We start from the raw sequence: 12353 nt of genomic DNA on the forward strand, positions 1-12353 counted from the left end.
GATGGTGCGTTCCCGGCAAAGCCTCTTCGCGCGCGAGCGCGCTCCTACACGAGAGTTCCATGTCCGACGTCCTCGATCTCACCCGCGACCTGATCGCACGCCAGTCGATCACACCCGACGACGCCGGCTGCCAGGCGCTGATCGCCGCGCGTCTGCAGGCAGCGGGTTTTTCGATCGAGTCGCTGCGCTACGGCGCCGTCGACAATCTCTGGGCCACGCACGGGCAGGGCGCGCCGGTGCTGGTGCTGCTCGGCCACACGGATGTCGTGCCGAGTGGCCCGGTCGAGGCGTGGGCGTCGAATCCCTTCGCGCCGGAGATCCGCGACGGCGTGCTCTACGGCCGCGGCGCGGCGGACATGAAAAGCGGCGTCGCGGCGTTCGTCGTCGCGGCCGAACGATTCGTCGCCGCGTACCCCGACCACACCGGCACGCTCGCCGTGTTGCTGACCTCGGACGAGGAAGGCGAGGCGATCGACGGTGTGCGCCGCGTCGCGCGCACGTTTGCCGAGCGCGGTACGCGCATCGACTGGTGCATCACCGGCGAACCCTCGTCGACCGCGGTCCTCGGCGATCTGCTGCGCGTGGGCCGCCGCGGCAGCCTGTCGGCGACGCTGACCGTGCGCGGTGTGCAGGGCCATGTCGCCTATCCGGACAAGGCGCGCAACCCCATCCACGACGCCGCGCCGGCGCTCGCCGAACTCGTCGCGCGCCGCTGGGACGAGGGTTTCGAATCGTTCCCGCCGACCAGCCTGCAGATCAGCAACATCGCCGCCGGCACCGGCGCGACCAACGTGATTCCCGGTACCGCGACCGTGCAGTTCAACCTGCGCTACACGCCGCACTGGGATGCGCCGACGCTGGAGGCCGAGATCGCGGCGTTGCTGGATCGCCACGGGCTCGACTACACGCTGGCCTGGCACCGCAGCGGCGAGCCGTTCTATACGCCGGAGGGCCCGCTGCGCGCGGCGGCGCGCGACGTGTTGACGGCGTTCGCCGGCGCGCCGCCCGAAGAAAGCACCGGCGGCGGCACCTCGGATGCGCGCTTCATCGCGCCACTGGGCGCGCAGTGCATCGAGATCGGGCCGGTCAATGCCAGCATCCACCAGATCGACGAACACGTCCGCGTCTCCGATCTCCAAGCGCTGCCTGATCTCTACGAAGCGCTGATCGTGCGACTGCTGCCTGATCGCCCCTGACCCGATGGCCGCGCACTGACAGCCTGCCATCACGCTGCCCGCAGAAGATGAGGCCAAGAGCGGCGGCGTCGCCGCCGCCTGTCGCGCCCGCAGCCCTACGCTGCAGGCGCTTGCAACGCGCACGTCCGGGGAAGGCCGGACTCCAACGTCTTCGATCTATCCGGAAGGCGATCACGGCATGTGCGTGCCGGATCCTGAAAGTCAGCGGAGCCGGGCGGAATCCGCCATGCATTCGTCGACCGCCCGCTGGAGGGACGAAAGGCTGCGGCGCGGTGTCGCTACAATCGCCGGCCTCGCCGAAACTCGACCGCACCGATGCCCTATACCCCGATCGTCGCCACCCTCGGCTACGTGCTCTCGCCCGATCGCCGTCAGGTGCTGATGATCCATCGCAATGCGCGGCCCGGTGATCATCACCTCGGCAAGTACAACGGCCTTGGCGGTAAGGTCGAGCCGGACGAGGACGTCGTCGCCGGCATGCGCCGCGAGATCATGGAAGAGGCCGGCATCACCTGCGAGGCGATGACGCTGCGCGGCACGATCAGCTGGCCGGGCTTCGGCAAGCACGGCGAGGACTGGCTGGGCTTCCTGTTCGTCATCGAAGCCTGGCAGGGCACGCCGATGACCTCGAACCCCGAAGGCGCGCTGGAGTGGATCGACGTCGACCGCATCCTCGATCTGCCGCTGTGGGAGGGCGATCGCCAGTTCCTGCCCTTGGTGTTCGATGCGGATCCGCGCGCGTTCCATGGGGTGATGCCGTACCGCGACGGGCGCATGCAGTCGTGGTCGTTCTCGCGGTTGTAGGACGCGGCTTCGCGCCGGGATCGGTGCGGCGCGCTGGTTGATGGCTCACCCGTAGCGGCGCTGCGGGAGTGCGTTTGCGCGTGATGCGGTGCGGCGGGTGCGTCCACGCCGAGGCTGCGCCGCAGGCATGCCTGCCTTGCCCATCTCCACGTTGAATGCCGCAAGGCGGTTGCACTGATGCCAGCGCGGCGGGGTGTATGCTCCGCCGCCATCGCGCCCCGCAATCGTGTGAGGGTGCAGGCGAGGGTTCGCATGGCGTCATCGTCCCGACGTTCGCTGCAGGCAGTGACTGCCCGCGTGCTCGCGCATGCCGACGCCTTGCGTCGGATCGTGATCGTCGCCGGCGTGCTGGGCATCGGCACGCTACTGGTGTTCACGCTGCGCAGTTTCTGGCACGAGTTGCGTTATGACGACATCGTCGCCGCGATGGAAGCCACGCCCGGCGTGCGGATCGCGTTCGCGGTCCTGGCGACCGCCGTCAGCTTCGCCGCGCTGGTCGGCTACGACGCCAGTGCGCTGCGCTATGTCGGCGCCCGCGTGCCGCCGCGCACCATCGCCAAGACCGCCTTCGTCGCCTATGCGCTGAGCAACACCATCGGCCTGGGCGTGTTCACCGGCGGCGCAGTGCGGATGCGGCTCTACGGCGCGGCCGGGGTGGAGCCGGCGGCCGTGTCGCGAGCCATCGTCTTCAATGCCCTGGTGTTCGGACTCGGCGCCTGCGCAGTCGGCGGCGCCGGTCTGTGGTGGGATGCCGCCGCGCTCGCGCCGCTGTTGCCTCTCCCCGCATGGGGAGTCGCCGCTTGTGGCGCGTCGGCCATGGGTGCGGTGCTGGGGGTGCTGGCGCTGTGTCACGTGCGGACACGCATCGGGCGCCTGCGGTTGCCGTCGCCGCGACTCGCGTGGACGCAGCTGGCGCTGTCGGTGCTCGACATCACCGCTGCGGCGGCCGTGCTGTGGCTGCTGCTGCCCGAGGGCGCGGTCGGCTTTGCGACCTTCCTCGGCTTTTATGCGGCAGCCGTGGTCATCGGCGTCATCAGCCATGTGCCCGGCGGCCTGGGCGTGTTCGAGGCGGTCATGCTGGTCGCGCTCGGCAGCAGCGTGCCGGCCGGCGAACTCGCGGGTGCGCTGGTGCTGTACCGGCTCGTCTATTACGTATTGCCGCTGGTGATCGCGCTGGGCGTGCTGATCGCCCACGAAACCGGGCAGTTGGCGACGCCGGCACGACGTTTCCTGTCCGGCCTCGCGCCGCGCGTGCTCGCCGCAGCCACGCTGGTCGCGGCGGTGATGCTGCTGGTCTCCGGTGCGACGCCGGCGACCGGTCGCGCGTTGCATGCCCTGCAGGTGCTGCCGCTGCCGCTGGTCGAGGCGGCGCATTTCCTGAGTTCGATCATCGGCGTGCTGCTGCTGTTCGTCGCCCGCGCGTTGCTGCGTCGGCTCGATGCGGCGTGGTGGGCCGCGGTGGTGCTGGTCGCACTCGCGCTGCTGTTCGCCTTGCCCAAGGGACTGGCACTGACCGAAGCCGTCGTGCTGTCGGCGCTGCTGCTCGCACTGCTGGCGTCGCGGCGTTCGTTCAAGCGTCGGGCGTCGCTGCTCGCCGTGCCGTTCACCGGTGGCTGGCTGCTGGCGATGGCGGTGATCTGTGTTGTGGTCACGGGTCTGCTGTTCTTCGCCTATCGCGATGTCGCCTACGGCCAACAGTTGTGGTGGCAGTTCGCGGTGTCGGGCGAGGCGCCGCGTTCGCTGCGCGCGATGGTGGCGGTCGCGGTGGTCGCCCTGGTGCTGGCGCTGCGCCAGCTGGTGCGGCCGGGCATGCCCGCACCGCCCTTGCCCGATGCCGCGCAGCTTGCGCAGGCGCAGGCGATTCTGCGCACGCAGTCGCAGGCCGACGCGGGTCTGGTGTTGACCGGTGACAAGCACCTGCTGTTCTCGGAGGCCGGTGATGCGTTTCTGATGTACGGCCGCCAGGGCCGCTCGTGGATCGCGCTGTTCGATCCGGTGGGCCCGCGCGAATCCTGGCCCGAGCTGGTCTGGCTGTTTCTCGAGCACGCGCGCGATGCCGGTGCGCGCGGCTGTTTCTACCAGGTCGGTCAGGACGCGCTGCCGCTGTATCTCGACGCCGGCCTGCGGCTGTTCAAGCTCGGCGAGTACGCAAGCGTGCCGCTGAAAGGCTTTTCGCTGCAGGGCAAGCGCCGCGGCAATCTGCGCACCGCGGTGAACCGCGCCGAGCGCGAAGGGCTGACCTTCGCGATCATTGACGCCGTCGATGTGCCGGCCGCGCTGCCGGCGCTGCGCGCGGTGTCCGATGCCTGGCTCGGCGAACATCGCGCTGCAGAGAAGCGCTTCTCGATCGGTGCGTTCGATCCGGCCTACATCGCGCGCAATCCTGTGGCGGTGGTGCGTGATGGCGAGCGGATCATCGCTTTCGCGAGCCTGCTCGTTGCGGGCGATCCCGCGACTGGCGAGGCCGAGGCCGAGGCCAGCATCGACCTGATGCGGCATCTCCCCGATGCGCAGCCCGGCACGATGGACTTCCTGTTCGCGCGTTTGCTGCAGTACCTGTCGGACGCCGGCTACGTGCAGTTCGGTCTCGGCATGGCGCCGCTGTCGGGCATGGCCGCGCATGCACTGGCGCCTAACTGGCATCGCATGGGCCGGCTGCTGTTCGCACGCGGCGAGCACTTCTACAACTTCCGCGGTCTGCGCGCGTTCAAGGACAAGTTCGATCCGCAGTGGAATGCGCGCTATCTGGCCACGCCCGGTGGCGTGGCGCCGTTGCTGGTGCTGGCCGATGCCGCGGCGCTGATCGCCGGTGGCTATCGCGGCGTGCTGTCGAAATGAGGCTGGTGTGGATCTGCGTGTGCGCGTTGTCGTTCGGGTTTCCTGCGGCTGCGCAGGAGCGGGTCAGTCACGGTTTCTTCCATGACATCGCGCTGACCCGCCCGGCGCAGCCGGCGACGCATACCGTGCTGCTGCTCGGCACAGGACATGACGCCGCGACCGCTTCTGCGCTCGCGCGCGAAGGCGCGCTGGTGGCCTCCATCGACGTGAAACATCTGCAGGCCGCATTCGCCAAGGACGCCGGCGTCTGCGCATTTCCCGATGGCGACCTCGAGAATCTGTCGCACTGGCTGCAGGGCTACGCGCGCTTGCCGGACTACCGGCCGCCGGTGCTGGTGGGGCAGGGCGCGGGTGCCGCGATCGTCTATGCGATGGCCGCGCAGGCGGATCGCGGCGTCTTCGCCGGCGTGATCACACGCGGTGCCTTGCCGCCGCTCGCGCTTGGTAAGCCGCCATGCAAGGGTGCGGGGACGTTGTTCAATGCATCGACGCCGGTGCCGAGCACGGTGACGCTCCGGGCGGTTCCAAAGCTGGCGACGCCGTGGTTGGCACTGGGCGACGTTCGAGAGTTGCCGATCCTTCAGGCCTTCGTTTCATCCATCGGTGGTTCCGCGGTGCGTACGCACGGCACTGCATTGCCACCGCTCGCCGCCGCCGTGCGCGCATTCGCCATGGCGTCGGCACGCACGCTGCCTGCGCCGCCGCCGGCTGACGTCCGCGATCTGCCGCTGATCGAGGTGCCCTCAACCGGCACGGCGCAACCGGTGTTCGCCGTACTGCTCAGCGGCGACGGTGGCTGGGCGGGCCTCGATGTCGAAGTTGCTGCCGCGCTCGCCGCGCGCGGCATTCCGGTCGTCGGCTTCGATTCGCTGCGCTATTTCTGGTCTGCGCGGACGCCCGACGGACTGGCCCGTGATCTCGACCGCGTGGTGCGTGCGTACGCCATGCGCTGGCAGCGCCCGCGGGTACTGCTGATCGGCTACTCGCAGGGCGCGGACGTGTTGCCGTTCGCGGTCAACCGCTTGCCGGCCCCGACGCGCGCGACCGTCGCGCACACCGTGTTGATGGGGCTGGGCAAGCGCGCCTCGTTCGAGTTTCACCTCGGCAACTGGCTGTCGGCCGGCGACGACGATGCGCTGGAGATCGCGCCGGAAGTGCTGCGTCTGTCGGCCGACCGTACGTTGTGCATCGAAGGCGAGGGCGACAGCGACGCGACCTGCGCCTCGTTGCCGCCGGGCCACGTCACGGTGCGCACCTTGCCTGGTGGTCATCACTTCGGCGGCGACTATGCTCGGCTCGCCGATCTGATCGTCGAGAGTGTACGCGCGTCGGCAGCAGAAGAACCGGCGCGCTGAGCGCCACGCAGCCAGCAGTGCTCGATCACGAAACTGCGGGAGCGCGCTTGCGCGCGATCCGGCATTTTCGATAACGCCCGATCGCGCGCGAGCGCGCTCCTACAGAAGTAGATCCGGCGCCGATCAGGCAGCGCTCGACGGCGCCAGCGCGATCAGCAACCCGCGGGCAGCCTGGATCCGCGTCTCCGCATCCGGCAACTCCAGGGTGATGCGCAGCTTGTCGGGCCCATCCATCTTGTAGTGCTTCGGCTGCCCCTGGATCAGGCGGATCACCGCCATCGGATCGACCTTGGGCTTCTCGACGAACTGCACGCGGCCGCCCTTGTCGCCCAGGTCCAGCTTGCGGATGCCGAGCGCGGTCGCCTGCAGCTTGAGGTCGGCGATCTGGAACAGATGCTTCGCAGGATCGGGCAGCAGGCCGAAGCGGTCGATCATCTCGACCTGCAGTTCGCGCAGCTTGTCGATGTCGCGCGCGCTGCTGATGCGCTTGTAGAGCATCAGGCGCGTGTGCACGTCGGGCAGGTAGTCCTCGGGAATCAGCGCGGGCACGTGCAACTCGATGTCCGCGCCGCGCGCGTCCACGTCGTCTGCATCCGGCAGCTTGCCCTGCTTGATGCTGCGCACCGCACGTTCCAGCAACTCGGTGTAGAGGCTGAAGCCAACCTCGGCCATCTGACCGCTCTGGCCTTCCCCGAGCAGTTCGCCGGCGCCGCGGATTTCCAGATCGTGGGTCGACAGGGTGAAGCCCGCGCCGAGTTCGTCCATCGACGCGATGGCCTCCAGGCGCTTCTTCGCATCACTGCTGATCGAGCGCTGGTCGGGGATCACCAGATACGCATACGCGCGATGGTGCGAGCGACCGACGCGGCCGCGCAGCTGGTGCAATTGCGCGAGGCCGAACTTGTCGGCGCGATTGATGATGATGGTGTTGGCATTGGGGATGTCGATGCCCGACTCGATGATCGTCGAACACAGCAGCACGTTGAAGCGCTGCTTGTTGAAATCGAGCATCACCTTCTCGAGCTCGCGCTCGGGCATCTGGCCATGGGCGATGCCGATGCGCGCCTCGGGCACGAGCTCTTCCAGCTCGCGCTGCATGCGGCCGATGCTCTCGACATCGTTGTGCAGGAAATACACCTGGCCGCCGCGGCTGAGTTCGCGCTGGAAGGCTTCGCGCAGCTGCGCGTCGTCCCAGGGCACGACGAAGGTCTGCACCGCGAGGCGATGCGCGGGCGGGGTCGCGATGATCGACAGATCGCGCAGGCCGGCCATCGCCATGTTGAGCGTGCGCGGGATCGGCGTCGCGGTGAGCGTGAGCAGATGCACGTTGGCGCGCAGCGCCTTGAGCGCCTCCTTCTGGCGCACGCCGAAACGCTGTTCCTCGTCGACGATGACCAGGCCCAGATCCTTGAACTTCACGTCCGGCTGCAGCAGCCGGTGCGTGCCGACGATGATGTCGAGCGTGCCATCGGCGATCTTGCCGATCTCGGTCTTGATCTCCTTGGTGCTCTTGAAGCGCGACAGCACTTCGACGCGGATCGGCCAGTCGGCGAAGCGGTCGGCCATCGTGCGGTAGTGCTGTTCGGCGAGCAGGGTGGTCGGCACCAGCACCGCGACCTGCTTGCCGGCCGCGGCGGCGACGAAGGCTGCGCGCACGGCGACTTCGGTCTTGCCGAAGCCCACGTCGCCGCAGACCACGCGATCCATCGGCTGGCTGGAGCCGAGGTCGCGGATCATCGCCTCGATGGCCGCGTGTTGATCCGGCGTTTCCTCGAACGGGAACGCGGCCGCGAACGGCTCGTACATCGTACGGTCGACTTCCAGGGCGAGGCCCGCGCGCGCCTGGCGCTTGGCCTGGATTTCCAGCAGTTCCGCAGCCACGTCGCGGACCTTGTCGGTGGCCTTCTTGCGCGCCTTGGTCCAGGCTTCACCGCCGAGCGAATGCAGCGGCGCGGTTTCCGGCGACGCGCCGGAATAGCGGTTGACCAGATGCAACTGCGATACCGGTACGTACAGGCGGTCGCCCTTGGCGTACTCGATGTCGAGGTATTCGCCCGGCTGGCCGCCGGCTTCGAGCACGACGAGACCGCGATACCGGCCGACGCCGTGATCCTCGTGCACGATCGGCGCGCCTTCGCTGAGTTCGCCGAGGTCGCGGATGATGCTTTCCGGATCGCGCGCGGCACGTTTGCGGCGACGCGGTTGCGCGGCGCGCTCGGGAAACAGCTGGCGCTCGGTCAGTACCGTCAGCTGCGGCGCATCGATGGCGAAGCCGTTGTCGAGCGGCGCGATCGCGACTGCAAATTTCGCGTCGCGATCGGCGATGAACGTCGGGAAGTCCTGCAGGACCGACGGCCGCAACTTGCCCGCGTGCAGGATTTCCAGCAGCGCTTCGCGGCGGCCCGCCGAATCGGCGGCGATCAACACGCGGCCCGGATAGCTGCCGAGGAAGCGCACCAGCGCATCGGCCGGCGTGTGGTCGCGTGCGGCCAGGGGCAGATCGGGGGCCGGCTGGTCGCCGAGCACGGAAGCCTGCGCGTGGCGCGGATGTTCGGCGTCGCAGACTTCGACGCGGGCGCCCTGGTTGAGGCGTTCGCGCAGCGCATCGGGTGTGAGCCAAAGCTCGGCCGGTGGCAGCAGCGGGCGTTCGATGTCGTGACGCAGCTGGTCGTAGCGGTGCGTGACCTGCTGCGTCCAGAAATGGTCGCTGGCCGGCGAGGCCCCGGTGTCGATGACCGGCAGTGTGTTCGCCGGCAGGTAGTCGAACAGCGTCGCCGTGGACAGCGGCGCCTCGCCCTTGTCGAGCAGGGTGCGCCGCGGCGCTTCGAAGAACAGCGGCAGGTAGTACTCGATGCCGGCCGGCGCGGCGCCGGCCTTGAGGTCCTGGTACAGACCGCTGCGGCGGGTGTCGATGTCGAAGCGCTCGCGCAGCGTGTCCATCGCGCGCGCGGTCGCGGCGTCGTCCAGCGGGACCTCGCGGCCGGGCAGCATGCGCAGCGCGGCGATCTTGTCGAGCGAACGCTGCGATTCGGGATCGAACGCGCGAATGGTTTCGATCGCGTCGTCGAACAGCTCGATGCGATAGGGCTGATCCGCGCCCATCGGGTAGACGTCGAGCAAGCCGCCCCGCACGGCGAAGTCGCCGGGATCGTGGACCTGCGGCACGTGCGCGTAACCGGCGCTCTCGAGCCGGCGTTTTTCGGCGTCGAGATCCAGTCGCTGACCGACATCCAGGTCGAAGCTGGCACCGGCGATGTGGCGCACCGGGGCGAGGCGCTGCATCAGCGTCTGCACCGGCACCACGACGATGCCACTCTTCAGCGACGGCAGGCGGTGCAGGGCCGCGAGGCGCTGCGAGACGATGTCCGGGTGTGGGCTGAAGCGGTCGTAGGGCAGGGTTTCCCAGTCGGGAAACGGCACCACCGGCAGATCGGCGTCCGGCCCGCCGAGCGTACGCAGATCGTGTTCGAGCTGCTGCGCGCCATGGTTGTCACGGGCAACCAGCAGCAGGGGACCGTCGTGCGCGCGTGCCGCCTGCAACACCGCCCACGCCAAGGCGCTGCGACTGGCGGGCGCGCGCCACCATGCACGTGCATGACCGGCGGTGGGCAGGGGAGGCGAAGCGGCGACAGCGTGCGGCATGGAGAGATCCGGATGGCGGAACAAAAAACAACGGCAGCGCCGAAAGCCAAAGGGCCGGCGCGAATCAGGGGGTGAAGTCTAGACGAGCGCGTCGCAGGAACTGCGACGGCGCTGCCAAAAGCGCGCCGCAAAGCAGCGCGGGGGGATCAGGCGGTCAGCCCAGCCGTACGTTGGGCGTGGTGTCGATGACCTGACGCTTGAGCTCGAGCGACACGCGAACCATGCCGGGTGTCTCGACGGCCTCCTGCTGGAAGCTCAAGGACTTCGCGAGCGCAAGCATCGGCTCGTTCTCCTCAAGCACGTCCCCGAAGATGCGCTCCAGACGCTTGCCCTTGGCCCAGCGCACGAGGCGCCGGAGCATGTGCCGACCCAGGCCCATGCCGGCCACGTAATGGCTGACGAGGATGTGGAACTCGGCTTGGCGCGTGCCCGGCAGTACAGCCGCGCGGGCCACGGCGCCGACCAGGGCGTCTCCGGGTGTATAGGGCTCGGCTGCGACCAGCACGAATTCCGACTTCGGATTGGGCTGGGTCAGGCGATTCGCCGTTTCCGGAGACAGTTCGGCCTTGGCGTACAGGAACCGCTGGCGGACTTCGTCGGGTTCGAGCAACGCGAACGACGCACGCAGCGGTTCGGCATCGGCGGGACGGATCGGGCGGATCAGCACCTGGCGGCCATTGGCGAGGCGGATTTCCTCATGCCAAGGCGGGAGTCTGTTGCGTGCAGTCATCGAGAGTCGGGTCTGAACGGGTATGGGTGACCTTACCCGTACGCGCTATTCACGAACCGTGAAGGGAAAGCGCGCGTTGCGCGAAGTTCGCCCATTCAGGAGCGCCCTGACGTATGTCGTCAGGCCGGTTCGCGCAGCCAGTGCAGGCGGGTGTCGGCGCCGGCTTCGCCGATCGCGCTCTTCAGCGCGTCGAGCGCGGGGGCGAGCGCGGTGGCCAACTGCCAAGGCGGGTCAAGGATCAGCAGGCCACTGCCGTTCATGCGCAGCGGCGAATCGTCTGCGCGGACCAGCAGCTCGACCAGCAGCGAGGATTTGGTCTGCAATTTGGCGGCCGAGCGCAGGAACGGCGTCAGCGTGCGGCGCTGCTTGATCGGATACCAGAGCATCTGGATGCCCTGTGGCCAGCGCGTCAGACCCTCGCGCATGGCCTTCAGTGCGATCTCGAATTCGGCCGCCTGCGCTTCGTAGGGCGGGTCGACCAGCACCAGACCGCGATTGAAGCGCTGATCGCCGATCTTCGGTGGCAACAGCGACTTGAACGCCGCATAGCCGTCGCCGCTGTGGATTGCGACTCTCGGATCGCTGCCGAGTGCGCGCCGCAGCGCGCCCGCCGCGGCGAGTTCGGTCTCGCAACAGGCGATCCGGTCCTGCTCGCGCAGCGCATGGGCCAGCAGCCACGGCGAACCGGGATAGGCATCGGCGCCGTGCTCGGCCCGACAGGCATTGACCGCCGAGAGATAGCGCGCGATCAACGGCTGCTTGGGCGCCGTGGCCAGCAACAGGCTGATGCCGTCGTCGGCTTCGCCCGTGCGTCGGGCCCGCTCCTCGCGCAGGCGATAGACGCCGCCGCCCGCGTGGGTGTCGAGCGCGAAACACGGGGCGGGCTTGGCCGTCAGCGCATCGCAGATCGCGAGCAGCACGATGTGCTTGAGGACATCGGCGTGATTGCCGGCATGGAAGGCGTGTTGGTAGTTCATCGCGACAGCTTATCCGGGACCGCAAGCGGACTGGCGTTTCATGGGCAAAGGGCTGGACGATGAGGCGCGCACGCGAGGGCAATTCGTCGCCACAGGTTAGGATTCGCCGACTTCCGACGTCGTGGATTCCATGAGCGCCATCCTGCTGGTCGAGGACGAAATCGCGATCGCCGAGACCGTGGTCTATGCGTTGCAGGCCGACGGGCACACGGTGCGCCATTGCCTCGACGGGCAGCAGGCGCGGGCTGCCGTGCTCGAGACCGCATTCGATCTGGCGATCCTCGATGTCGGCCTGCCGGACATCAGCGGCTTCGCGCTGTGCGGCGAACTGCGCCGGCACGCGCCGCTGCCGGTGATCTTCCTGACCGCGCAGGCGGCGGAGTCGGAGCGCGTGCTCGGCTTCGATCTCGGCGCGGACGACTACATCGCCAAACCTTTCTCGTTGCGCGAGCTGGTCGCCCGCGTGCGTGTGGTTGTGCGCCGTGGTGTGCCCGAGACGGCAATCCCCGAAGCGAAGCGCACCGGGGCGTTCGAGCATGACGTCGACGGCCGCCGGATCCGCTATCACGACAGCGCACTGGATCTGACCCGCTACGAGTACGGATTGCTGGCAGCGCTGCTGGCGCGGCCGGGCGCGGTGCTGTCGCGGATGCAGCTGATGGAGCGGGTCTGGGACGATGCGCCGGACAGTGGCGACCGCACCGTCGACACCCACATCAAGACCCTGCGCGGCAAGCTGCGTGCGGTCGCGCCCGCCATCGACCCGCTGCGCACGCACCGCGGCATTGGCTATTCGCTGGACATCGACTGA

At 68.7% G+C, this 12353-nt stretch carries 8 protein-coding genes; 5 read left to right on the forward strand and 3 right to left on the reverse strand.

The features are described from left to right. Positions 1 to 59: 59 nt before the first annotated feature. The 4 genes from dapE (at position 60) to J2X52_RS14650 (ending at position 6193) form a co-directional block, all read left to right on the forward strand. On the forward strand, positions 60 to 1196 hold the full coding sequence (gene dapE, locus J2X52_RS14635; RefSeq protein ID WP_310154877.1) for a succinyl-diaminopimelate desuccinylase: 1137 nt from the start codon (positions 60 to 62) through the stop codon (positions 1194 to 1196). 315 nt (positions 1197 to 1511) lie between these two features. Continuing rightward, positions 1512 to 2000, forward strand: a complete 489-nt coding sequence (locus tag J2X52_RS14640) for an 8-oxo-dGTP diphosphatase (protein ID WP_310154879.1) — start codon at positions 1512 to 1514, stop codon at positions 1998 to 2000. A 252-nt stretch (positions 2001 to 2252) separates the two neighbouring features. Beyond that, positions 2253 to 4838 (forward strand): bifunctional lysylphosphatidylglycerol flippase/synthetase MprF, encoded by a 2586-nt coding sequence (gene mprF, locus J2X52_RS14645; protein ID WP_310154882.1) that lies wholly within the window; start codon positions 2253 to 2255, stop codon positions 4836 to 4838. Further along, positions 4835 to 6193, forward strand: coding sequence for an AcvB/VirJ family lysyl-phosphatidylglycerol hydrolase (locus tag J2X52_RS14650; RefSeq protein ID WP_310154885.1), 1359 nt, complete (start codon positions 4835 to 4837; stop codon positions 6191 to 6193). The genes mprF and J2X52_RS14650 overlap by 4 nt, the downstream gene beginning before the upstream one ends. 123 nt (positions 6194 to 6316) lie before the next feature. Here the strand turns inward: J2X52_RS14650 and mfd are convergent, their stop codons facing one another. The 3 genes from mfd to rlmJ form a co-directional block, all read right to left on the reverse strand. After that, the gene (gene mfd, locus J2X52_RS14655) at positions 6317 to 9835 is read right to left on the reverse strand and encodes a transcription-repair coupling factor (RefSeq protein ID WP_310154887.1); all 3519 of its coding nucleotides are present in this window, start codon (positions 9833 to 9835) and stop codon (positions 6317 to 6319) included. 154 nt (positions 9836 to 9989) lie between these two features. Next, positions 9990 to 10565, reverse strand: coding sequence for a GNAT family N-acetyltransferase (locus J2X52_RS14660; protein WP_310154890.1), 576 nt, complete (start codon positions 10563 to 10565; stop codon positions 9990 to 9992). Positions 10566 to 10684: 119 nt separating this feature from the next. After that, positions 10685 to 11542 carry a 23S rRNA (adenine(2030)-N(6))-methyltransferase RlmJ gene (rlmJ, locus tag J2X52_RS14665; protein ID WP_310154892.1) on the reverse strand — a complete coding sequence of 286 codons (858 nt, stop codon included), beginning with the start codon at positions 11540 to 11542 and terminating at the stop codon, positions 10685 to 10687. Between the two features lie 130 nt (positions 11543 to 11672). Here rlmJ and creB point away from each other — a divergent pair, with 130 nt between their 5' ends. Further along, positions 11673 to 12353: a two-component system response regulator CreB gene (creB, locus tag J2X52_RS14670; protein WP_310154895.1), complete on the forward strand. Its 681-nt coding sequence runs from the start codon at positions 11673 to 11675 to the stop codon at positions 12351 to 12353.

The sequence above is a fragment of the Luteimonas sp. 3794 genome (genome assembly GCF_031456825.1).
Taxonomy (GTDB): domain Bacteria; phylum Pseudomonadota; class Gammaproteobacteria; order Xanthomonadales; family Xanthomonadaceae; genus Luteimonas.

Excerpts from the sequence above, each read along its gene's own strand:
- dapE (WP_310154877.1), top strand. The coding sequence starts at position 60 with ATGTCCGACGTCCTCGATCTCACCCGCGACCTGATCGCACGCCAGTCG.
- J2X52_RS14640 (WP_310154879.1), top strand. The coding sequence starts at position 1,512 with ATGCCCTATACCCCGATCGTCGCCACCCTCGGCTACGTGCTCTCGCCC.
- mprF (WP_310154882.1), top strand. The coding sequence starts at position 2,253 with ATGGCGTCATCGTCCCGACGTTCGCTGCAGGCAGTGACTGCCCGCGTG.
- J2X52_RS14650 (WP_310154885.1), top strand. The coding sequence starts at position 4,835 with ATGAGGCTGGTGTGGATCTGCGTGTGCGCGTTGTCGTTCGGGTTTCCT.
- mfd (WP_310154887.1), bottom strand. The coding sequence starts at position 9,835 with ATGCCGCACGCTGTCGCCGCTTCGCCTCCCCTGCCCACCGCCGGTCAT.
- J2X52_RS14660 (WP_310154890.1), bottom strand. The coding sequence starts at position 10,565 with ATGACTGCACGCAACAGACTCCCGCCTTGGCATGAGGAAATCCGCCTC.
- rlmJ (WP_310154892.1), bottom strand. The coding sequence starts at position 11,542 with ATGAACTACCAACACGCCTTCCATGCCGGCAATCACGCCGATGTCCTC.
- creB (WP_310154895.1), top strand. The coding sequence starts at position 11,673 with ATGAGCGCCATCCTGCTGGTCGAGGACGAAATCGCGATCGCCGAGACC.